The sequence below is a fragment of the Pedococcus bigeumensis genome, from assembly GCF_006438965.1.
In the GTDB taxonomy this organism is placed as follows: Bacteria; Actinomycetota; Actinomycetes; order Actinomycetales; family Dermatophilaceae; genus Pedococcus; species Pedococcus bigeumensis_A.
The window spans coordinates 110,856-131,080 of sequence record NZ_RCZM01000003.1; the positions used below are offsets into that span (position 1 = coordinate 110,856).

At 70.9% G+C, this 20,225-nt stretch carries 22 protein-coding genes; 9 read left to right on the forward strand and 13 right to left on the reverse strand.

Annotated features, from left to right (window positions below):
• The first annotated feature begins 34 nt into the window (after positions 1–34).
• Positions 35–721, forward strand: a complete 687-nt coding sequence (locus EAH86_RS08910; protein WP_140739359.1) for a DedA family protein — start codon at positions 35–37, stop codon at positions 719–721.
• Positions 722–734: 13 nt separating this feature from the next.
• Here EAH86_RS08910 and EAH86_RS08915 read toward each other — a convergent pair whose 3' ends face one another.
• Positions 735–2,042 (reverse strand): MFS transporter, encoded by a 1,308-nt coding sequence (locus tag EAH86_RS08915; protein ID WP_140739362.1) that lies wholly within the window; start codon positions 2,040–2,042, stop codon positions 735–737.
• A gap of 50 nt (positions 2,043–2,092) precedes the next feature.
• Here EAH86_RS08915 and EAH86_RS20625 point away from each other — a divergent pair, with 50 nt between their 5' ends.
• Positions 2,093–2,659, forward strand: a complete 567-nt coding sequence (locus EAH86_RS20625; RefSeq protein WP_206665788.1) for an ArsR/SmtB family transcription factor — start codon at positions 2,093–2,095, stop codon at positions 2,657–2,659.
• 55 nt (positions 2,660–2,714) lie between these two features.
• Here the strand turns inward: EAH86_RS20625 and EAH86_RS08925 are convergent, their stop codons facing one another.
• The 6 genes from EAH86_RS08925 to pyrE all read right to left on the reverse strand — a co-directional run bounded on the left by EAH86_RS08925 (position 2,715) and on the right by pyrE (position 7,852).
• Positions 2,715–3,362: a response regulator gene (locus EAH86_RS08925; protein WP_206665789.1), complete on the reverse strand. Its 648-nt coding sequence runs from the start codon at positions 3,360–3,362 to the stop codon at positions 2,715–2,717.
• A complete protein-coding gene (locus EAH86_RS08930) occupies positions 3,359–4,579 on the reverse strand; it encodes a sensor histidine kinase (RefSeq protein ID WP_140739364.1) in 1,221 nt (406 codons plus the stop codon). The genes EAH86_RS08925 and EAH86_RS08930 overlap by 4 nt, the downstream gene beginning before the upstream one ends.
• Before the next feature lie 30 nt (positions 4,580–4,609).
• Positions 4,610–5,413, reverse strand: coding sequence for an ABC transporter permease (locus tag EAH86_RS08935; protein WP_140739367.1), 804 nt, complete (start codon positions 5,411–5,413; stop codon positions 4,610–4,612).
• On the reverse strand, positions 5,410–6,324 hold the full coding sequence (locus EAH86_RS08940) for an ABC transporter ATP-binding protein (protein ID WP_140739370.1): 915 nt from the start codon (positions 6,322–6,324) through the stop codon (positions 5,410–5,412). Before EAH86_RS08940 ends, EAH86_RS08935 begins: the two co-directional genes overlap by 4 nt.
• 81 nt (positions 6,325–6,405) lie before the next feature.
• Entirely contained in the window at positions 6,406–7,185 is a 780-nt protein-coding gene (locus EAH86_RS08945; protein ID WP_140739372.1) for a LemA family protein, read from the reverse strand.
• A gap of 112 nt (positions 7,186–7,297) precedes the next feature.
• Positions 7,298–7,852, reverse strand: coding sequence for an orotate phosphoribosyltransferase (gene pyrE / locus EAH86_RS08950; RefSeq protein ID WP_140739375.1), 555 nt, complete (start codon positions 7,850–7,852; stop codon positions 7,298–7,300).
• A 97-nt stretch (positions 7,853–7,949) separates the two neighbouring features.
• Between pyrE and EAH86_RS08955 the strand changes: the two genes are divergently transcribed.
• Positions 7,950–8,303 carry a VOC family protein gene (locus EAH86_RS08955; protein WP_140739378.1) on the forward strand — a complete coding sequence of 118 codons (354 nt, stop codon included), beginning with the start codon at positions 7,950–7,952 and terminating at the stop codon, positions 8,301–8,303.
• A 42-nt stretch (positions 8,304–8,345) separates the two neighbouring features.
• Here the strand turns inward: EAH86_RS08955 and EAH86_RS08960 are convergent, their stop codons facing one another.
• A complete protein-coding gene (locus EAH86_RS08960) occupies positions 8,346–9,113 on the reverse strand; it encodes an SDR family NAD(P)-dependent oxidoreductase (RefSeq protein ID WP_140739381.1) in 768 nt (255 codons plus the stop codon).
• Between the two features lie 37 nt (positions 9,114–9,150).
• Here EAH86_RS08960 and EAH86_RS08965 point away from each other — a divergent pair, with 37 nt between their 5' ends.
• A complete protein-coding gene (locus EAH86_RS08965) occupies positions 9,151–9,936 on the forward strand; it encodes an exodeoxyribonuclease III (RefSeq protein WP_140739383.1) in 786 nt (261 codons plus the stop codon).
• A 91-nt stretch (positions 9,937–10,027) separates the two neighbouring features.
• The gene (locus EAH86_RS08970) at positions 10,028–10,918 is read left to right on the forward strand and encodes an alpha/beta fold hydrolase (RefSeq protein ID WP_140739386.1); all 891 of its coding nucleotides are present in this window, start codon (positions 10,028–10,030) and stop codon (positions 10,916–10,918) included.
• Between the two features lie 22 nt (positions 10,919–10,940).
• On the opposite strand, the gene EAH86_RS08975 is transcribed toward EAH86_RS08970, so the two are convergent.
• Genes EAH86_RS08975 through EAH86_RS08985 form a run of 3 tightly spaced genes read right to left on the reverse strand, consistent with a single transcriptional unit; the run spans position 10,941 to position 13,664 of the window.
• On the reverse strand, positions 10,941–11,342 hold the full coding sequence (locus tag EAH86_RS08975) for a hypothetical protein (RefSeq protein WP_140739389.1): 402 nt from the start codon (positions 11,340–11,342) through the stop codon (positions 10,941–10,943).
• Positions 11,339–12,994: an MFS transporter gene (locus EAH86_RS08980; RefSeq protein WP_194150768.1), complete on the reverse strand. Its 1,656-nt coding sequence runs from the start codon at positions 12,992–12,994 to the stop codon at positions 11,339–11,341. Before EAH86_RS08980 ends, EAH86_RS08975 begins: the two co-directional genes overlap by 4 nt.
• Complete coding sequence (locus tag EAH86_RS08985; RefSeq protein ID WP_161988607.1) at positions 12,975–13,664, reverse strand: LppX_LprAFG lipoprotein; 690 nt, start codon at positions 13,662–13,664, stop codon at positions 12,975–12,977. Before EAH86_RS08985 ends, EAH86_RS08980 begins: the two co-directional genes overlap by 20 nt.
• Before the next feature lie 107 nt (positions 13,665–13,771).
• Between EAH86_RS08985 and EAH86_RS08990 the strand changes: the two genes are divergently transcribed.
• Positions 13,772–14,608, forward strand: a complete 837-nt coding sequence (locus tag EAH86_RS08990) for an NlpC/P60 family protein (protein WP_140739395.1) — start codon at positions 13,772–13,774, stop codon at positions 14,606–14,608.
• 39 nt (positions 14,609–14,647) lie between these two features.
• Here EAH86_RS08990 and EAH86_RS20795 read toward each other — a convergent pair whose 3' ends face one another.
• A complete protein-coding gene (locus tag EAH86_RS20795) occupies positions 14,648–14,878 on the reverse strand; it encodes a hypothetical protein (protein ID WP_161988608.1) in 231 nt (76 codons plus the stop codon).
• Between EAH86_RS20795 and EAH86_RS08995 the strand changes: the two genes are divergently transcribed.
• On the forward strand, positions 14,820–15,602 hold the full coding sequence (locus tag EAH86_RS08995; RefSeq protein WP_170212793.1) for a glycerophosphodiester phosphodiesterase: 783 nt from the start codon (positions 14,820–14,822) through the stop codon (positions 15,600–15,602). The two genes, EAH86_RS20795 and EAH86_RS08995, sit on opposite strands and share 59 nt — an antisense overlap.
• Here the strand turns inward: EAH86_RS08995 and clpB are convergent.
• Complete coding sequence (clpB, locus tag EAH86_RS09000; RefSeq protein ID WP_140739401.1) at positions 15,589–18,162, reverse strand: ATP-dependent chaperone ClpB; 2,574 nt, start codon at positions 18,160–18,162, stop codon at positions 15,589–15,591. The two genes, EAH86_RS08995 and clpB, sit on opposite strands and share 14 nt — an antisense overlap.
• A gap of 140 nt (positions 18,163–18,302) precedes the next feature.
• Here clpB and EAH86_RS09005 point away from each other — a divergent pair, with 140 nt between their 5' ends.
• Positions 18,303–18,722, forward strand: coding sequence for a nitroreductase family deazaflavin-dependent oxidoreductase (locus tag EAH86_RS09005; RefSeq protein WP_161988610.1), 420 nt, complete (start codon positions 18,303–18,305; stop codon positions 18,720–18,722).
• Positions 18,719–20,218 (forward strand): glycoside hydrolase family 3 protein, encoded by a 1,500-nt coding sequence (locus tag EAH86_RS09010; protein WP_241668295.1) that lies wholly within the window; start codon positions 18,719–18,721, stop codon positions 20,216–20,218. Before EAH86_RS09005 ends, EAH86_RS09010 begins: the two co-directional genes overlap by 4 nt.
• Positions 20,219–20,225: the final 7 nt, after the last annotated feature.

Genomic DNA, 20,225 nt, shown 5'->3' on the forward strand with positions numbered 1-20,225 from the left:
GGCGCGGGCGGGCACCCGGCATACCCTTGACGCCATGCACTCACTCAGCACCAACTGGATGGACCCGCAGTGGCTCCTGGACCACTTCGGCTCGCAGTTCTTCTGGGTGAGTGTGGCGATCGTCTTCATCGAGTGCGGGCTGCTCTTCCCGATCCTGCCGGGTGACTCGCTGCTTTTCGCCATCGGCCTGTTCATCAGCACCGGCGACTTCTCGATGAACCTCGTGGTGGCGCTGCTGGTGCTCAGCGTCGCTGCCTTCGCGGGCAATGTCGTCGGCTACGAGATCGGCCGGGCGGTGGGTCGCCCGCTGTACGAACGCGACGGCCGGATCCTGAAGAAGAAGTACTTCGACGACAGCCACGCGTTCTTCGAGAAGCACGGGGCCAAGGCACTGGTCATCGGTCGCTTCGTGCCGATCGTGCGCACCTTCATCACCGTCGTCGCCGGGGTGAGCCGGATGGAGCGGCGGCACTTCTTCCTGTGGAGCGGCGTCGGCGCCGTCCTCTGGGTCTGGGTCGTCACCCTGCTCGGCTACTTCCTGGGCAACTCCTTCCCTGCCCTCAAGGACCACCTCGAGCTGGCCATCCTCGCGATCGTCGCCGTCTCGGTGATCCCCATGGTGGTCGAGGTGGTCCGAGCCCGTCGCGGCCGGACCTCCACCGAGGCAGTCGTCGGGGAGACCGACGAGGCACTGGACGACCAGCGCGACGACCGCGTCTGACCCCTCTCGTCCCTCACCTCCCCTGTTGGAAGTGAACCTTCCGGAGATCCGGTGGTTCTGGCACGGACTCACGGGCTGCCTGGACCGCCGGCGCGTCTCCAGGAGCTCGCAGTGCGCCGATGCGGTGCAGTGACCAACCGGCCCAGCACGCCACCGCAACCCCGCAGCACCCGGCCACCACGAACGAGCCCCTGGGTCCGATCGTCGAGGCGCCTACCCCGCCCAGACCCAGCGCAAGCATCGTGCAGGTCCTGGCCATCCCGTTGACGACGGCGAGCGCCTTGCCCCGGTCGCCCGGTGCGGTGCGACGCATGAAGACGGCGAACAGCGCGGCGTTGCTCACGGCGTTGGCCAACCCGAGCGCTGCACCGAACCCGAACAGCCAGGCGAGCGTCGGTGCCAGTCCCGAGCCGACCTGGGCCAGCGACATGGCCACCAGCGCGACGACGAGGGCGCGCAGCCTCGTCGGGTCGGCGCGCAGGACTCCCGCCGCGACAGCTCCCAAGACCGCACCCACCCCGGTCAGCGCCTGCCAGTAGCCGAACTGCGCCTGTGTGGCGTGCAGCTCGTCGCGGGCGAGGAACACCTCCACCGCGTTCATGCTCTCGAGGCTCACGACGAACGGCAGCATCGCGCACACCAGCACCCACACCACCCGATCGGCGCGGACCACCGCCAGTCCGGCCCGCGGGAGGAACGACACGGCTGCTCGGGTCGCGTCATCGCGCCGGGCCGCCGTTCGGCCGTTGCCCGCCACTCGCGTCCGGACGGCCAACCCCGCGACGAGCAGCACGGCACACGTGGCGGCATCGAGGACGAAGACGACGGAGTCCCCGCGCAGCTCGACGAGCACGCCGCCCAGTGCTGCCCCGATGGGCGCAGCCACGGCGCCCAGCGCCTGCTGGGTCGAGACCAGTCGCCCCACGTGGTGGTCGCCCACCGCCCGGGTCAGCACCGACGACCACACCGGGTTGGCGAACGCGAATCCGGTCTGCAACACCACCACCAGCGCGTAGGTCGCGGCCAGGCCGTTCCACGTCGCCAGGCCCAAGCAGGCCAGCACCTGCACCAGCCCACCTGCGCCGAGGACCAACCGCGGGTCGACGGAGTCCGCCACGTGGCCGACCAGCCCCATCGTCACCACGACGGGGAGTGAGAAGCAGACGAGCAGCAACGCCACGGCATACGGGCCGGCGCCGCTGTCGTGGACCCGCAGGGTGAGGGCCACCATCGCCATGGCGTCACCGAGGAGCGAAACCATCGCGGCCGGCAGTGCCAGTCGCACGTCCCACACTCGGAATATCTGAAACAGTTCCTTCATAATTGTGAAGGCTACGTTTCACATCGCCCGTCGTCAACTACGATTCCGGTATGCCGCGGAGCCGGAAACGCACGTCCCTCACCATCGACGACCCCAAGGCGCTGCGCGCCCTGGCCCACCCGGCACGACAGCGTGTCATCAGCGAGCTGTTCAACGGCGAGGTGCTGACCGCGACCGAGGCGGCCCGGCTCTGCGGGATCACGCCGTCGGCCATGAGCTACCACCTCCGGGCGCTCGAGCAGTGGGGGATCGTCGAGCGCGACGAGTCCAGCGACGGCCGCGAACGTCCCTGGCGGGCCACGGCCGACCACTTCACGGTCCCGGCAAGCGCCCACCGCGCGGCGGGCCCGGCGGTGAGCCGCACCTTCATGGTCCCGTGGGCCACCGAGCTCCAGGCGGGGATCGAGCGCGCGGCCGACGACCTCGCCGACGGCGCCCGCGACGAGTTCACGACCTTGAGCCGCGGCCGGGTCTGGCTCACCAGCGCAGAGGCCAAGCAGCTCGACCGTGACCTTCGGTCGGTCCTCAAGCCCTACCAGGCACGGACCTCACGCAAGCACCCCGAGGGCGCCGTGGCGCGGGACGGCTACTGGCTGCTGCTCCCTCCGCCCGGCTGACCTGCCCAGACGCGCGCCTGTTGATGATTGACATTGCTGTGGCCAGGTCAGGGGCTCAGAGCTCGATCAGACCGGCCCGGTATGCCGCGGTGACGGCTGCGGTGCGGTCGGTCACCCCGAGCTTCTCGAAGGCCCGCAGCAGGTGCGTCTTCACCGTCGCCTCCCCGATGTGCAGCTCGCGGCCCACCTCGGCGTTGGACAGGCCCTTGGCGACGCACCGCACCACCTCGGTCTCGCGGTCGGTCAGCGTCGGCGGCGCGGGGGCCCGCATCCGGCTGGCCAGCCTCGCGACGACGGGTGGAGCGAGCACCGTCTCGCCGCGGGCCGCTCGCCGGATCGCGTCGGCCAGCGTCTCGCGGGGCGCGTCCTTCAGCAGGTAGCCGTTGGCACCAGCCTCCACCGCACGCACGATGTCAGCGTCCGTGTCGTAGGTCGTGAGCACGAGGACTGCCGGGGCGTTCTCGGTCGCCCGCATCTTGGCGGTGGCGTCGGCTCCGTCCATGACCGGCATCCGCAGGTCCATGAGCACCACGTCCGGATGCAGCCGCGCCGCGAGCACCACCGCTTCGGCGCCGTCGGCGGCCTCGCCGACGACCTCGAACTCCGCGTGCTCGGACAGCATCGCGACCAGGCCCATGCGCACCACGGGATGGTCGTCGACCACCAACAGCCGCAACGTCATCGGGCCCCTTTCGCCGTTCATCGCGGCACCTCCACCCTCAACCGCGACCCTGATCCAGGCGTGCTGTTCACGTCGAACCGGCCGCCGACCTCGGTGGCCCGGGCAGTCGCACCGTCGAGCCCATAGCCGCGCGCTTCGGCGCCGGGGTCGAACCCGACCCCGTTGTCGGTGACCACGAGGGCCACCGGCCCGTCCGCGCCATAGGACAGGGACACCTCGAACGTCGTGGCGCCGGAGTGGCGTCGCACGTTGGCCAGTCCCTCCTGGGCGGTGCGTAGGAGCACCACCTCGGAGTTGGCCGACAGGACGACCGGCTCCCCCTCGACCCGCAGCGTCCCTGACATCCCGCTCTCCGCCGAGACCGCGTCGACGAGCCGCTGCAACGCCTCGGAGAGGGTGCGCGACTGGAGGTGGCCGGGCGTCATCTCGGCGACGATGAGCCGAGCCTCGGAGAGGTTGTCCACGGCCGTCTGCTCGATCATTCGCAGTCGCTCCCGGACGGCGGCGAGGTCACCGCGGTCCAGCGCCAGCTCGGTCGCTCGCGCCAAGGTCACCACCGAGGTGAAACCCTGCGCAAGGGTGTCGTGGATCTCGCGCGAGATCCGCTCGCGCTCGCCGGCGACACCCTGCGCGCGCTCGGCCGCAGCGAGCTCGTCCTGGGTGCGCTGCAGCTCGTCGATGGTGCGAGCACGGCTGTCGGCCTCGCGGATGATGCGGTCGATGAACAGGCCGAGCGTCAACGACAGCACCAGCATGATCACCGTGCTGATCGCGATCCCGATGAACTCGTCAGCGGTGCGCGGACCTTGCCACACGCGGACGACCGCGATCCCGACGACGGCAACGGCGACAGTCCCGGCTGCCTTGTTGCGCGGCAGGATCGCCCACGTCTGCGGGAAGAGGCCGAAGGTCAGGATCCACGCGGTGCCCGTGCCGTCCAACGCCATCAGGACGACCATCAGGCCCCACGCGAGCACCATGTAGGTGATGCCGGCTCGCAGGTCGCGCTCGCCCATGCCGCGGCGGCCCCAGACGGCATACGCGGCGCCGATGGCGACCACGCACCCCAGCCGCCAGCCGAGGTGCTGCGTGTCCTCCGCGACCATCACCACGACGGTCGTCACGACCAGGACGGCGAACAGCCCGTGCCACCAACGCAGCTGGCCGCGCCACATCTCGTTGAGGTCGTCGGCGGACGACCCCGCTGGAGGGCAGTCGGACGGCAGCTCGGTGCTCACGCGACCCTCACCTCAGTACCCACGCGACCATCATGTCGTGCCGCGCTTGGTCCAGCGGAAGGTGCGGGCGCAGACCACGAGTCCGGCCACGAGCCACGCGGCGAGGACCAGGGCGGTGCGGCCGTGCTCCCAGGTGCCCGCCATCTCCTGGGTCTGCCAGTCGCCGGGGAAGAACACCGACCGCATCCCCTGCGCGATCCACTTCAGCGGGAACACCGAGGCCACCTGCTTGAGCCACACCGGCAGGTCGGTGAAGGCGAAGTAGACACCTGAGATGAACTGCAGGATCAGGGTCGGCGCGATGACGATGGCACCGACGGACCGCGAGGAGGATGCCATGGAGGAGTAGGCGATTCCGAGCACCGTGCCCGAGGCGACACCGAGCAGGAACACCCAGATGAAGGTCACCCAGTGGCCGGCGTCGGACGGCAGCTGCACGCCGAACCCGAGCTTGGCGACCGCGATGAGGAGCGCGAACTGCGCCAGGCTGGTGCTCGCCACGAGCCCGACCTTGCCGAGGAAGTAGGCCACCGGTGGCATCGGCGTGGAGCGCAGCCGCTTGAGCGTGCCGTCGTCCCGCTCGACCGCGACGCTGAGCGCCATCGACTGGAAGCTGGTCAGCATCACGCCGGCCGCGACCATCCCGGGCAGGAAGAACCGCGCCGCGTTGACGCCCTCGGTGTCCCCCTCGCCGAACCCCTCGCTGAAGATCACCGAGAACATGCTCAGCATCAGGATCGGGAAGATGAAGGAGAAGAACACCGCCTCCTTCTCGCGGAAGTACATCTTCAGCTCCAGGACCGTGCGGTCCCAGCCGATGGCGACGGCGTTCACGGGACGACCTCCAGGTCGGGTACGACGTTGGCTGTGGCACTAGTGGTGGCGTCGGCGTCGAGGTGCGGCGCGATCAGCGACAGGTAGGTGTCCTCGAGGGAGGGCCTGGTCACCGTCAGCTTGGGGACCTCACCGCCCACGCGGGCACTGAGCGAAGAGACGAACTGCGTTGGCGTGCTTGTCTTTTCGGTATGCCGCCTGCCTTGCGCGTCCTCCCACGTCACCGTGGCCTCCGACGAGGCGCGGCCTCCGAGGTTGGCAGGGGTGTCCAGTGCCAGCATCTTGCCCGCCGCGATGACGCCGACCCGGTCGGCCAGCTGCTCGGCCTCGTCGAGGTAGTGCGTCGTGAGCAGGATCGTGGTGCCGCCGTCGGCGAGCGAGCCGATCAGCTCCCAGAAGTCGCGGCGCGCCTGTGGGTCGAAGCCGGTGGTCGGTTCGTCGAGGAAGAGCAGCTCGGGGGTGCCGAGGATGCCCAGGCCGACGTCGAGCCGGCGGCGCTGTCCCCCGCTGAGCTTGCCGATCCGGTCGTCGGCCTTGTCGACCAGCCCGACAGCGGCCAGGACCTCGTCGACATCTCGTGGCGTGCGGTAGACCTTGGCGGTGCTGGCCAGCGCCTCACGAGGCGTGATCAGGTCCAGCCCGGTCGAGGACTGCAGCACGATGCCGAGCCGGTTGCGCCAGCCCAGCCCGGCCGACTCGGGGTCCTCGCCGAGGACGCTGACGGTGCCCCCGTCCCGCTTGCGGAAGCCCTCGAGGATCTCGACGGCCGTCGTCTTGCCGGCGCCGTTCGGACCGAGCAGGGCGAAAACCTCCCCGTGCTCGATCTGCAGGTCGATGCCGTCGACGGCCTCGCGGTTGCCGTAGGTCTTGCGTAGGCCGGTCACGCGGATGGGTGCCTCTGGTGCTGACATGGCTCCAGACTGCCGTGCTCGTCGGGGCCGGCGTCAGCCCCACCCGGTTGACTCCCCGTCCACCGACCGGTGGACGCGCCCCTACTGCTGGCTGGGCGGCGTGTCCTGCGGCGACGGGGCGGTGGGCGGGGGCTCCACCGAGGGCGCTGCCTCGGGTGCCGGCGCCGCTCCCGTCGGCGCGGGGCCGGCCGCGGTGGCCTCAGCAGGCGAGGGTGCGGCAGGTTCTGCGGGCGGCGCTGAGGACGGGGCGCCGGCGGGCGTGCCCCCGGCATACCCGCTCGGCGGCGGGATCGTGGCGTCGCGCTGGCCGAAGTCGACCTTCACCGGGTCGCGCTCCTCGCCCTCGACCTCGAAGTACTCGGCGCGGTCGATGTTGAACAGGCCGGCGACGATGTTGGAGGGGACGGTCTCGACCTTGGTGTTGAGCTCGCGCACGTTGGCGTTGTAGTAGCGCCGGGCGGCGGCGATGCGGTCCTCGGTCGAGGTGAGCTCCTGCTGGAGCGCCATGAAGTTCTGGTTGGCCTTGAGGTCGGGGTAGGCCTCGGCGACGGCGATGAGGCGACCGAGCGCCTGGCTCAGCATGCCCTCGCTCTGGGCCTGCTGCACCGGGCTCTGGCCGCCCGCCATCGCGGCGGACCGGGCCTTCATGACGTCCTCGAGGGTGCCGCGCTCGTGGGCGGCGTAGCCCTTGACCGTCTCGACGAGGTTGCCGATGAGGTCGTGCCGGCGCTTGAGCTCGACGTCGATCTGGCGCCAGGCCTCCTGCACCAGGTTGCGCAGCTTGATCAGCCCGTTGTAGACGCCGACCGCCCACAGGACGAGCAGCACGAGCACGACCGCGATGATGATCCAGACCCACATGAGCATTCCCCTTGTCTTGTGCAGTGCGGCTCGCGTTGAGGCAGCGCTGGTTGACCACGTGCAGCCTAGGCCAGCGCGGCCCGGGTCAGCCGGATCTGGCACCCGGGTGCAGCTAGGCCAGCCCGAGCTCCTCGAGACCGTAGACGAAGCGGTACTCGAGTCCGGCGTCCTCGAACCGCTGTCCGGCGCCCGTCGCGCGGTCGGCGATCGTGGCGATGGCGACGACCTCGGCGCCGGCCTCGCGGGCGGCGCCCACGGCGTCCAACGGCGAGTTGCCCGTGGTCGTCGTGTCCTCCACCACGACCACGCGCCGACCCTCGATCGACGGCCCCTCGATCCGCTGCTGCAGACCGTGCGCCTTGCCCGCCTTGCGGACCACGAAGGCGTCCTTGCGGTCCCCGGCCGCGGCACTGGCGTGCAGGATCGACGTCGCCACCGGGTCGGCGCCCAGGGTGAGCCCGCCGACGGCGTCGTAGTCGAGGTCCTGGACGAGGTCGCGCATGACGATCCCGACCAGAGGGGCGGCCTCACCGTCGAGGGTGATGCGTCGCAGGTCGACGTAGTAGTCGGCTTCCTTGCCGGAGGAGAGGGTGACGCGGCCGTGCACGATGGCTTTGTCCTTGATGATCTCGAGCAGGCGGGCACGGGCGGCGGCGGTGTCAGTCACGGTTCGTCACCCTACCGAGGACTCACCGGCGCGTACTGCGGCCCACGCGGCATACCTCACGCCGGCGCCCAAGGCGGCGCAGGTGCACACTGGCCGGATGGAACGCGTGCTCGGAATCGGTGGCCACTTCCTGCGGGCAACCGACCCGGCGGCGCTGAACACGTGGTACCGCGAGTGCTTGGGGCTGGACGCCGACGAGTTCGGCGAGTGGCACCAGGCCGACGGGCCGACGGTGTTCGCGACGTTCGAGTCCGACACCGACTACTTCGGGTCGCGCACGCAGCAGACCATGCTCAACTTCCGGGTCCGCGACCTCGAGGCGATGCTCGCGCAGCTGCGCGCCAAGGGAGCCGATGTGGCCGGGGAGACGCAGGACATGGACGGCGTCGGTCGGTTCGGCTGGGTCACCGATCCCGAGGGCAACCGGATCGAGCTGTGGCAGCCAGAGTGACGCTCGGCGCCGGGTAGGGCCCGAGCGACCAAGAGCCAGAGGTCAGGTGCGGGGGCGGTGCACGCCAGCGCCCCGACGACGGACCAGCGAGCGCGGCACCACGCGCAGGGCCGCGACGATGGCCTTGTACTGCGGCGACGGGACAGAGACCACGCGGCCCTTGGCGACGTCGTCGAGGCAGTCGCGCACCAGGCGGTCGGCGTTCAGCCACATGAAGTCGGGGATGCTCGACATGTCGACGTTGGCCCGCTGGTGGAACTCGGTGTGGGTGAAGCCGGGGCAGAGGGCCGTTGCGGTCACGCCGCTGCCCTTGAGCTCGGCTGCCAGGCCTTCGGTGAACACCGTGACGTAGGACTTGTTGGCCGAGTAGGTGCCCGACGTGATGAACGAGGCGACCGACGAGACGTTGACGATGGCGCCGTGGCCCCGCTCGCGCATCGCCCGCCCGGCGGCGTGGGACAGGACGAGCACCGCGCGACAGAGCACGTCGAAGTTGGCCACCTCTTGGCTCACGTCGTGCTTGAGGAACGAGCCCTTGAGCGAGTAGCCGGCGTTGTTGACGAGCAGGTCGACGGGGCGAGCCTGGTCAGCGAGCCGTTCAGCGACCTTGCCGGTGTCGGCGTGGTCGGACAGGTCAGCCACGAGGATCTCGGTGGCGACGGAGTACTTGGCCTGCAGCTCGTCGGACACGTTCTCCAGCCGCGCGCGGTCGCGGGCCACGAGCACGACGTCGTGCCCGCGCTCGGCGAGGAGGTGGGCGAAGGACAGTCCGATGCCGGCGGTCGCGCCGGTGACGAGGGCGGTGCTCATGGAGCCACTGTAGGCGGCTCCACATAGGGTTGCCTGCGTGCGTATTGCCACCTGGAACGTCAACTCGATCCGCTCCCGCATCGACCGTGTCGAGGCCTGGCTGGAGCGCAGCGACGTCGACGTGCTCGCCATCCAGGAGACCAAGGCCACCGACGCGCAGTTCCCGTTCGACCGGCTGCAGGCCCTCGGCTACGAGGTCGCCCACCACGGGCTCAACCACTGGAACGGTGTCGCCATCGTGTCGCGCGTGGGGATCTCGGACGTGACGCCGTCCTTCCCTGACGCGCCCGCCTGGGGCGATCCGCCGGTTGTCGAGGCCCGCGCGCTCACCGCCACCTGCGGTGGCGTCAAGGTGACCTCGGTCTACGTCCCCAACGGGCGCCAGATCAAGGACCCGCACATGGTCTACAAGCTCGAGTGGCTGGCCCAGCTGCGACGGCAGGCGCAGCTCTCGGTCGACGCCGGCGAGACCGCAGCGATCATGGGCGACTGGAACATCGCGCCGCAGGACGAGGACGTCTGGTCGATGGAGTACTACCTCGACAAGAGCCACGTCTCCCCCGGCGAGCGAGCGGCCTTCCAGGGGATTCTCGACGCCGGTTTCGTCGACGTCGTGCGGCCACACACCTCCGAGCCCGGGACCTTCACCTACTGGGACTACACCCGGCTGGCCTTCCAGAAGCGTCGCGGGATGCGGATCGACTTCATCCTCGGGACGCCGGCCTTTGCTGCGCGGGTGGCCGGCGCGGCGATCGACCGCGAGGAGCGCAAGGGCAAGGGCGCGTCCGACCACGCGCCCGTCGTGGTCCAGCTGGAGGACTGACTCCGTCGGCGCCTGGTGGTCCGCGAGGCTCTGGTCTGGTCTGCGGGTCCACTGTCCCGCAGCGGAAGTTACCGTCGGTAAGATCCGAGTCATGACCTCCCGCACCTTCACCGTCGTCACCACCGACGGAGTGCTGCTCCGGGTTGAGGAGCATGCTGCGGGGCCCACTCCCGAGGGCATCGGCGCCGACCACCCCGGTGGGGTCCCGACTGTGGTGCTGGCCCACGGCTGGACGCTCACCCGCGCCTCGTGGCTCCCCGTCGTCGAGCACCTTGGTGCGGCTGGGGTGCGGGTCGTGACTTACGACCAGCGCGGGCACGGCGAGTCGAGCCCGCTGCGCGACCACCCGACGGTGCGGGTGCTCGGTGACGACCTCGGCGCAGTGCTCGACGTGGTCGCGCCCAGTGGGCCGGTCGTGCTCGGCGGGCACTCGATGGGCGGGATGACGGTGATGGCGTATGCCGGGCTGCACCCGGATGACTTCCGCTCCCGGGTGGCCGGCACGGTGCTGGTCGCGACCAGCGCGGGCGAGCTGCAGAACCGCCTCCGGGCGCTCGAGGCCCGCGCAATGTCCTTGGCGGCGCGGATGCCGCGGATCCCGGCGGGCCGGTTCGTGACCACCCGGGGTCAGCGCCGACTGCTCTTCGGCGCCGACGCCGACCCTGCCCAGGTGGAGCTGACCCGCGACATGGTGGCGAGCACGCCCCTGCCGACCATGGGGCGCTTCTTCGGAGCCCTCGGCGAGCACGACGAGAGCGAGGCACTGACCCAGCTGGACGGCATACCCACGGTCGTGCTGGTCGGGGACCGTGACAGGCTCACGCCGCCGGGCCACAGCCAACGGCTCGCCGAGCTGGTCCCGCACGCCGAGCTGCGCATCCTGCCCGGCCGCGGTCACATGCTGATGTACGAAGCCACCGACGAGGTCGTCGACGCGTTCCACTCGGTGCTCGACGCCGCGATCCAGCCCGGGGCCCACTGACCGTCAGCCGACAGGGCCAGGGCTACGAGACGGCTACGGCCACGGCTGCTTGGTAGGCGGTCGGGTCGCAGCCGGGACCGTTCGGCTGCACGGAGCGCGGCGTGCTCCTGACCTTCGTGGCGGGCACGAGCACCTGACCGGTCTGCGTGCGCACGGTGACGGTGACCTCGACGGGGTCGGTGGAGTCGATGCCGGCGAGGCCGACGAATGCGCCGCCCGTGTCGTCCGCGAAGAGCGTCCCGCTGCTGCAGGCAGTCTCGACACAGGTCTCGACGACGAGATCCTGGGACCGGTCCGCTCCATCGACGCTGACGTTGACACCGTTGGCGGCACCGATCTCCGTGCAGGCTCTCGGCTGTTCGCAGGCAGACGTCAACGCGAGACCGACGAGAGCGACGCACAGGACTGCGTGACGTGGGTTCACAGGGGTCGGATGGGGCCGACCGGTTCGCGGTTCCGGCGCAGGCCGAGTCCGGCCGACGCCAGGGCCCCCAGGAGGGCTGCCAAAGCAGCGCCGAGGAAGACCGTCTGGACCTGCACGATGCCGGCTGCGAGCAGTGCCTTCGTGTCCGTCTGGTCCGGCAACGCAGCCACTGTCTCGTAGTAGCGGTGCAGCCCGATCGCGGTGAGCAGCGCCAGACCCACGACCATCCCGACCATGCGCGCCACGACCACCAGGGCTGAGGCCACGCCGTGTGCGTCGGCCGGGGCATCGGCGAGGGCCGCGTTGTTGACGGGCGCGAGCGCCAACCCGATCCCCAGGCCCACCATCACCAGGACCACCGTCGCCATCGGCCCGTCGAGGGACCCGTCGCTCCAGCCGCTCATGACGAACAGCCCGATCGTCGCCACCAGCAGACCCACTCCGCTGACCAGCCCGTCGCCGAACCGCCGCAGGCTCCAGCCGCCCAGCAGCGCGCCGACCGGCACCGCCAGCAGGAACCGCACGAGCACGAACGCGGCGACGGTCTGCGAGTCGGTGAGGGTCAGCCGCGCCAGGACCGGCACGTCGACGATGACGGCCACCAGCGCGGCGCCCACCATCAGGCTCACGACCAGGGAGGTCCGCGCTCGACCGCGGACGACGCCACGCGCCACCAGCGGCTCGGCGGCGGTGCCGTGCCGCCAGAGGTAGAGGCCCAGCGCGATGGCCCCGACCGGCAGCAGGGCGAAGCCGAGTGGGCCGACCACCTCGCGCTCGGGGTCACTGGCGGCAAAGGTGAGGACCACGCTGCCGAGCGCCAGGCCGAGGAGCAGCGCACCCGGCAGGTCGGCGCGCCGCAGCAGCGCCCACCAGCGAGGGGCCGTCACCACGACGAGGGCCAGCACGAGCGCGAGTGCGACGACGCCGATCGGCGTGAGCACCCGCGACGTCGAGCCGCCGAACGGCACGAACGGCACCCCCAGCGACACGTCGGTCACCAGCCGCTCCGGGGCGGCGAGAGCCAGCCCACCCACGAGCAGCGCCAGGACGCCCAGCACGAGGGGTAGGCCGCGTGGTCGTCGCAGCCGCTCGCCTCCGATGAGCAGCACCGCACCGGCCAGGACGAGACCGGTAACCACGTTGACCCAGAAGATCATCCGCCAGCCCGAGATGGCCAGCACCACGGCACCGAACACCGGTCCGAGGACGCTGCCCACCTCCTGCACCGCGCCGACCACACCGAGGGGCGTGCCCCGCCGGTCGGCCGGCCAGAGGTCGGCCACGATCGCGAGGGTGGCGGGCACGAGGCCGCCGCCGCCGATGCCCTGCAGGACGCGTCCGGTCACCAGGACCGGCAGCTCGACAGCCAACGCCGTGATCGCCGAACCGAGGACGAAGATCATCAGACAGGCGACCAGGATCCGTTGTCTGGAAACGAGATCCGCGAGACGGCCGATCAGCGGCAGGACGGCGATGTAGCCAAGCAGGAAGCCCGAGATGATCGGCGTCGCCTTCTGCAGGGCATCGATCCCGAGACCGACACCGGTCATCATGTCGGTCAGGGCCAGCACGACGACATAGGTGTCCGCGGCAGCCAGCGCCACCGCCACCGAGGCCGTGGCGAGCAGCCGCCTAGGGGCGGGTGATCGCAACGGGTGCAGCCAGGCTCTTGAGTCGCAGCGAGTAGGTCGAGGTGGAGCCGGCGTAGAACGGACCCTTGAGGAGCACCGTGCGCAGCTCCTGACCGGCCTGGGTCACCCCGTAGGTCACGTCGAACGTGCCGGTGCGGTCCCCGATGACGAACAGGTCTGCCACGGCGGCGCCGGGGACCTTGCCCGTGAACGAGGTCAGCACGTCCGACCCGTCGCGGACCTGGTCACCCTTGGCGAGGGACTGGGTCTTGCCGATCAGGCTGGTGATGCCGGTCTCCTTGTTGAACAGCTGCGCGGGATTGGGCGCGCCGTAGGTGGCTGGGTCGATCTTGTTGTAGCCGGGCGTGAAGAACTTCATGTAGGTGTCCTGCTCGACCGCGACCACGTCGACGGTGCCCGTCACACCCGCGATGGTCGCGTTGAGCGTGCCCTTGAAGGACGGCGGCGTGAACAGTCCGGTGCCCTTGGCGGCGGACACGCCGATCGCCTTGCTGGGCAGCCCGGTCGCGTCGAGGGTGAAGGTCACCGCGGGACTCTTCTCGAGGTTGGTGCGCGCCGCTGCGAGCTGCTCGGCGGGACTGCCTTCCTTGACCGGCGCCTCCCCGCCCGACGAGCAGGCCACGAGGGTCAGTGCCGCGATCCCGGCGATGGCGAATCCCTTGAGGCGCATGGCACCCACGGTAGTCGGAGGGGACTGCTCCCCATGGTCGCAACGCGGCATCCCGCCCTAGCGTTCGAGCGAACCGGCACCGGCCGGCATACCGAGGGGGACTTCTCATGGAACTGCTCAGCACCCGCAGGCGCAGGCTGGTGACCGCCGCCGCCACCGCCGCGTTCATCGCCGTGCCACTCGTCACGGGGCTGGCGGCGAACGCCGCCACCGCGACCGGCGCCGTCAACACGACCGGCAACCCCGGCCCGGCCCTCACTGTGCGCGCCCACCCCACGTCGCAGTCCGACGCGGTCGGCAAGCGCGCCGACGGCGCCACGATCACCATCGTCTGCCAGACCTACGGACAGCAGGTGACGGGCACCTACGGAACGACGAAGATCTGGGACAAGGTCAAGAGCGGCGGCTATGTCAGCGACGCCTTCATCAGGACCGGCTCCGACGGCCTGGTCGCGCCGCTGTGTGCGGGCAGCACGCCGCCGACCGAACCCAGCCAGAGCGCCAAGGTCAAGGCGACCATCGCAGCGGCCAGGGCCATGACCGGCAAGTACCCCTACTCGTGGGGTGGCGGCAACTACACCGGTCCCACCAAGGGAATCTGCTGCAGTCCCAGCGGGATCGACGACCGCAACACCGTCGGCTTCGACTGCTCGGGCCTGATGGAGTACGCCTTCTTCAAGGGCGCCGGCCTCAAGGTCTCCAGCACCTCACGCAGCCAGTACGCCGACGGACCGCGCGTCCCGATCGGCCAGCTCAAGGCCGGCGACATGGTGTTCTGGTCCAGCGCCAGCAAGACCGAGTCCGGCATCCACCACGTCGCGCTCTACATCGGCGACGGGCAGATCGTCGAGGCCGACCGGGTGAGCGGCCCGGACGTCCGCGTCCGCTCGTTCTCCACCGGCGAGTCCGGCGTCATGCCCTTCGCGGTCCGGCCGAACCGCTGACCGTCCCGCACGCAGCGCACACCGAGGTATGCCGGGTGGTCACCACCTGGCATACCTCGCGCTGAGCGGGCCGGCAGCTAGCCTCGCCCCCATGCGCCGCGCCCGGACCCGCCTGTGTGCGGCTGCCGCGCTGGCGCTGCTCACGGCCTGCGGGGCCGGCTCACCGGACGCCGCGACGAGCCAGTCGTCGCCGTCCGCGACGTCGTCCGCAGTGTCGTCCTCGCCGTCGTCCTCGCCGTCGTCCTCGCCGTCGTCCACGCCGTCGTCCACGCCATCCTCCTCGGCGTCGGGGCCCGGCGCTGGACCGCTCTCGGGGTATCCCGTCATCGCCCACCGCGGGGGCCCGGCGCGTCACGCGGAGGAGTCGGTGGCCGCCTACCGCGCCGTCGCTGCCCAGGGCTTCGCGCTCGAGCTGGACGTGCAGCCGTTGGCCGACGGCACCCTGGTGGTCATGCACGACGACACGGTCGATCGCACGACCGACGGCACCGGGGCGGTCCGGGACCTCACGCTGGCTCAGTGGCAGCGGCTGCGGCTCGCCGACGGCAGCACCCCGCCCACCTGGGACCAGGTCGTCGAGGAGTTCGGGGACAACCTGCTCGTGCCCGAGGTCAAGTCACCGGACGCGCTGCGGCCGCTCATCGCCTCTGTGCAGTCGCACCGCCTGGAGGACCGCCTCGTGGCGCAGTCCTTCCTTCCCGAGGACGCGAGAGCACTGGCAGCCAGCGGCATCCCCGCGATGCTGCTGACGTCCGCTGCCGCACCAGCCCGCGACCTGGCGTCGCTGCGTGACGCGGGGGTCGACTACATCGGCGCCAGCGCAGCGACCCCGGACCTCACCCGATATGCCGACCAGACCCGCGAGGCAGGCCTCGGCTTCGCCGTGTGGGTCGTCAACGACGCCGGCGCAGCCGCCGGTCTGGTCCGCTCAGGTGCGGTCTCGGTGTTCACCGACGACCCCTGGGCGATGCGCACGGCGCTCAGGTCAGGGTGAGGGTGTCCGCTGCCCCGTCGAGGTCGACGGTGACGGTGTCGCCGTCGCGAACCCGGCCACCGAGCACGGCCTTGGCGAGGCGGTCGCCGATCTCCTTCTGCACCAGCCGGCGCAACGGCCGGGCGCCGTAGGCCGGGTCGTAGCCGGTGATCGCCAGCCACTCGCGGGCGGCCTCGGTCACCTCGAGGGTGATCCGCCGGTCGACCAGGCGGGTGGCCAGCTCGCGGACCTGCAGCTCGACGATGTGGCTCAGCTCAGCCGAGGTGAGGGCGTCGAAGATGACGACCTCGTCCAGCCGGTTCAGGAACTCGGGCTTGAAGCTGGCCCGCACCACCCCCATCACCGCCTCGCGCTTGTCCGCTTCGGGCAGGCTGGGGTCGACCAGGAACTGGCTGCCGAGGTTGCTGGTCATCACCAGGATGACGTTGCGGAAGTCGACGGTCCGCCCCTGGCCGTCGGTGAGCCGACCGTCGTCGAGCACCTGCAGCAGGATGTCGAACGTCTCGGGGTGCGCCTTCTCCACCTCGTCGAGCAGGACGACCGAGTAGGGGCGACGCCGGACCGCTTCGGTGAGCTGGCCGCCCTCCTCGTAGCCGACGTACCCGGGTGGCGCACCGATGAGACGGGCGACCGCGTGCCGCTCGGAGTACTCGCTCATGTCGATGCGGACCATCGCCCGCTCGTCGTCGAAGAGGAAGTCCGCCAGCGACTTGGCGAGCTCGGTCTTGCCGACACCCGTCGGTCCCAGGAACAGGAACGACCCGGTCGGCCGGTTCGGGTCGGCGAGACCCGCGCGCGAACGACGGACCGCGTCGGACACGGCCTCGACGGCGGCGGACTGCCCGATCAGCCGGGACCCGATGATCGACTCCATCGACAGCAGCTTCTCGGTCTCACCCTGCAGCAGCCGGCCCGCGGGGATGCCGGTCCAGGCCGAGATCACCTCGGCGATGTCGTCGGCACCCACCCGCTCCTTGACCATGAGGTCGGCGCTGGCCCGGCCGGATGCGACCTCGTCCTCGTTGGCGACGGCCAGCGCCTTCTCGAGCTCGGGGATCTCGCCGAACTCGATCCGGCTGGCGGTCTCGAAGTCGTAGTCACGCCGGGCCTTCTCGAGCCGGGTGCGAGCCTCGTCGATCTGGGTCTTGAGGTCGCCCACCCGGTTGAGGCCGGACTTCTCCGACTCCCAGCGGGCGTTGAGCCCGGCCAGCTCCTCGGACTTGTTGGCCAGGTCCTCGCGGAGCCTGGCGAGCCGCTCCACCGAGGCGTCGTCGGTCTCCCGCTCGAGATGCAGCTCCTCCATCTTGAGCCGGTCCACCGATCGCCGGAGCTCGTCGATCTCGACCGGGCTGGAGTCGATCTCCATCCGCAGTCGCGACGCTGCCTCGTCGACGAGGTCGATCGCCTTGTCCGGCAGCTGGCGGCCGCTGATGTAGCGGTCCGACAGGCTTGCGGCGGCAACCAGCGCGGCGTCCTCGATCTCCACCTTGTGGTGCGCCTCGTAGCGCTCCTTGAGCCCACGCAGGATGGCAATGGTGTCCTCGACCGACGGCTCGCCGACGAAGACCTGCTGGAAGCGGCGCTCGAGCGCCGCGTCCTTCTCGATGTGCTGGCGGTACTCGTCGAGCGTCGTGGCACCCACGAGTCGCAGCTCGCCGCGCGCCAGCAGCGGCTTGAGCATGTTGCCGGCGTCCATCGCGCCCTCGCCGGACGCACCGGCTCCGACGACCGTGTGCAGCTCGTCGATGAACGTGACGACCTGGCCGTTGCTCTCCTTGATCTCCTCGAGCACGGCCTTGAGCCGCTCCTCGAACTCGCCGCGGTACTTCGCCCCGGCGACCATCGCCCCCAGGTCGAGGCTGATCAACCGCTTGTCCCGCAACGACTCCGGGACGTCACCGTCGACGATGCGCTGAGCCAGTCCCTCGACGACAGCGGTCTTGCCGACGCCGGGCTCGCCGATGAGGACGGGGTTGTTCTTGGTGCGGCGGGACAGCACCTGCACCACACGACGGATCTCCGAGTCGCGTCCGATCACCGGGTCGAGCTTGCCGTCGCGGGCCTCCTGGGTGAGGTCGGTGCCGTACTTCGCCAGCGCCTCACCGGCCTCCGCGGGGGTCTCGCTCGTCACCTTGCGGCCGCCGCGCAGCGCGTCGATCTTCGCCTCCATGTCCTTGGCACCGCGCTTCTCGACCGCAGCCAGGTGACCGGTCTCGGCGAGTGCGAGCAGGAGCAGGTCGAGGGCGAGGAAGGTGTCGCCCTTGGCGCGCATCATGGTGTCGGCCTGCTGGAGCACAGCCGCTGCCTGTCGGCCGATGCCGGGCGCCTGGGCTGCGCCGGAGGCGGTGGGCAGCGCACGCAGGCGGGCGTCGGCCTGGGCCAGCACCTGCGACGCGCCAGTGCCGGCCGCCTGCAGGAGGGTGTCGGCCAGCGGGGTGTCGAGCCGGACGAGGGCGCTCGTGAGGTGGTCGGGGGTGATCTCGGGGTGGCCGGCGCCCTGCGCCTCGCGTTGTGCGAGGGCCAGCGCTTCGGCCACCTTCGCTGTCGGCTTCAGCTCCATGCGTGGATGTTCTCCTGTTGTCGGTGTTGGGTCCACTGGGGACAACCCTGCCAAAGTTGAGCCTATTCCACTCAACTTTGTTTCGCCGCACCCTGGGTATGCCGGGTGCGCGAGCCGGCCACGCGGCATACCGTCAGGGCATGCCCGTCCCACGCGCCGTCGGCACGCTCAACCGGGTCGGGTTCAACCACCTGACCCGGCCGATCCTGCGGCACCTGCCCGGCTTCGCGGTCGTCCACCACCGCGGTCGGTCGTCCGGTCGGGAGTTCCAGACTCCGGTGATGCTGTTCCGGACCGACCGCGGGTTCGTCATCGCACTGGCCTACGGGCCGCACACCGACTGGGTCAAGAACGTCCTGGCCGCCGGGTCGTGCACCGTCGAGACCCATGGGGTGCCGGTGCCGTGCACCGCGCCGAGGCTCTATCGCGACCAGAGCCGACAGCACATCCGCCCGATCGAGAGCACCGTCCTCGGCTGGCTCGACGTGGAGGAGTTCCTGGGGCTCGACCGGGCGACCGATGGTGACTCCGCCGGCGGCCAGGCAAGGGTGTCCACGTGAACGGCAGCCGGCCGACCCCGTCTGCCCCGGGACAGGACGTCGCCGGGCTGCGTCGCCTCGCCCTGGCCGTGGTGCAGCCCGGCTTCACCGGGCTGACCGCTCCCGACTGGTTGCTGCGCCGGCTCGACGAGGGGCTGGGCGGCGTGGCGCTGTTCGCCCGCAACATCGCCTCGCCCGACCAGCTGGCCGCGCTGACCTCGGCGATCCACGAGGCGAACCCCGCCGCCCTCGTGGCCGTGGACGAGGAGGGTGGCGACGTCACCCGGCTGGAGTACCGCACCGGTTCCTCGTGGCCGGGCAACCTCGCCCTCGGCACGGTCGACGACGTGGACCTGACACGGTCGGTGGCGGGCGAGATCGGGACCGCGCTCGCGGACGTCGGGATCGACCTCGACTACGCCCCGGACGCGGACGTCAACGTCGAGGCGAGCAACCCGGTGATCGGCGTTCGCAGCTTCGGGTCCGATGCCGCGCTCGTGGCGCGGCACACGGCCGCCTGGGTGCAGGGACTTCAGTCCGCTGGGGTGCTCGCGTGCGCCAAGCACTTCCCCGGGCACGGCGGGACACGGGTCGACAGCCACCTGGGACTGCCCGAGGTCGACCTCGGCGACGACCCCACCACCAGCCCGGCGCTCGACCCGTTTCGCGCGGCCGTCGCCGCCGGGACGGCTGCGGTGATGAGTGGTCACCTGCGGGTCACCGGTCTCGACCCACGCCCGGCGACGCTGGTGCCCGCCGTGATGACCGGCCTCCTGCGCGACCACTTGGGCTTCACGGGGCTGGCCGTGTCGGACGGCCTCGAGATGGGTGCCGTCGCAGACACTGCCGGGCTGGCCAGCGGTGCCGTCCAGGCCGTTGCCGCGGGAGTGGACGCGCTCTGCATCGGCGGCGGACTCGCAGGGGCGGACACGCTGGACCTGGTCGTGGCCGCGCTCATCGACGGGGTCCACGACGGACGGCTCGGGGAGGAACGCCTGGCCGAGGCTGCGGCACGGGTCACGACGGCATCGGTGCTGCGGAACTCGTTGCGGGAGAATGCAACCCGTGCATCCGCTGGCGCCCCCGCAGGGCTTGCTGCCGCCGCGCGCGGGTTGGCCGTGCGTGGAACTCCTGGCGTCCGACCAGAGCGCCCGGTCGTTGCTGAGCTCGTGGCGGCGGGGAACATCGCCGTCGGGGACGAAACCGCCTCCGGGCTGGCCGCTGCGGTCCGTCGCCGTTGGCCGGACACGCCACTGTGTCACCTCACCGAAGGGGCCGACCTGGACGCCGCACTCGCCGCGGCGGTCGACCGACCTATGTGGGTCGTCGTCCGCGACCCGCACCGTCACCGGTGGATGGCCGAGCTGGTGGCGGCCATCGTCCGACGCCGACCCGACGTCGTCGTGATCGACACCGGCTGGCCGGGGTGGTCACCGCCCGAGCCGGCCGTCCACGTCATCACCCACGGGGCCTCCCGGGCCAGCGGTGAGGCTGTCGTCAGGCTGCTGGCCCCCTGACCTCGCG